Source organism: Novosphingobium malaysiense, from assembly GCF_000802225.1.
Taxonomy (GTDB): Bacteria; Pseudomonadota; Alphaproteobacteria; order Sphingomonadales; family Sphingomonadaceae; genus Novosphingobium; species Novosphingobium malaysiense.
In genome coordinates, this window is sequence record NZ_JTDI01000015.1 from 1 (window position 1) to 442 (window position 442).

The window sequence follows — 442 nt, forward strand, 5'->3', positions numbered from 1 at the left end:
TCCTCGTGCCCGTGAAGCGGGTGATCGATTATAACGTGAAGCCGCGGGTAAAGTCCGACGGCACCGGCGTTGACCTTGCCAACGTCAAGATGAGCATGAACCCGTTCGACGAAATCGCCGTCGAGGAAGCCATCCGCCTCAAGGAAGCGGGCAAGGCGGAAGAGATCATCGCGGTCTCGATCGGCCCGGCCAAGGCGCAGGAAACCCTGCGCACCGCACTGGCCATGGGTGCCGACCGCGCCATTCTCGTCCAGACCGACGATGAGGTCGAACCGCTGGCGGTGGCCAAGATCCTCAAGGCGATCGTTGCCGAAGAGAATCCGGGCCTGGTGATCCTGGGCAAGCAGGCGATCGACGACGATTCGAACCAGACCGGCCAGATGCTCGCCGCGCTGCTCGGCCGCCCGCAGGGCACTTTCGCCAGCAAGGTCGAGATCGACGG

General features: G+C 64.0%; 1 protein-coding gene. It reads left to right on the top strand.

Annotation, left to right across the window (positions count from 1 at the left end; all coding sequences use genetic code 11):
* Window positions 1-442, top strand: a 442-nt coding sequence (locus LK12_RS23250; RefSeq protein ID WP_039290617.1) for an electron transfer flavoprotein subunit beta/FixA family protein, incomplete at both ends; no start/stop codon positions are given.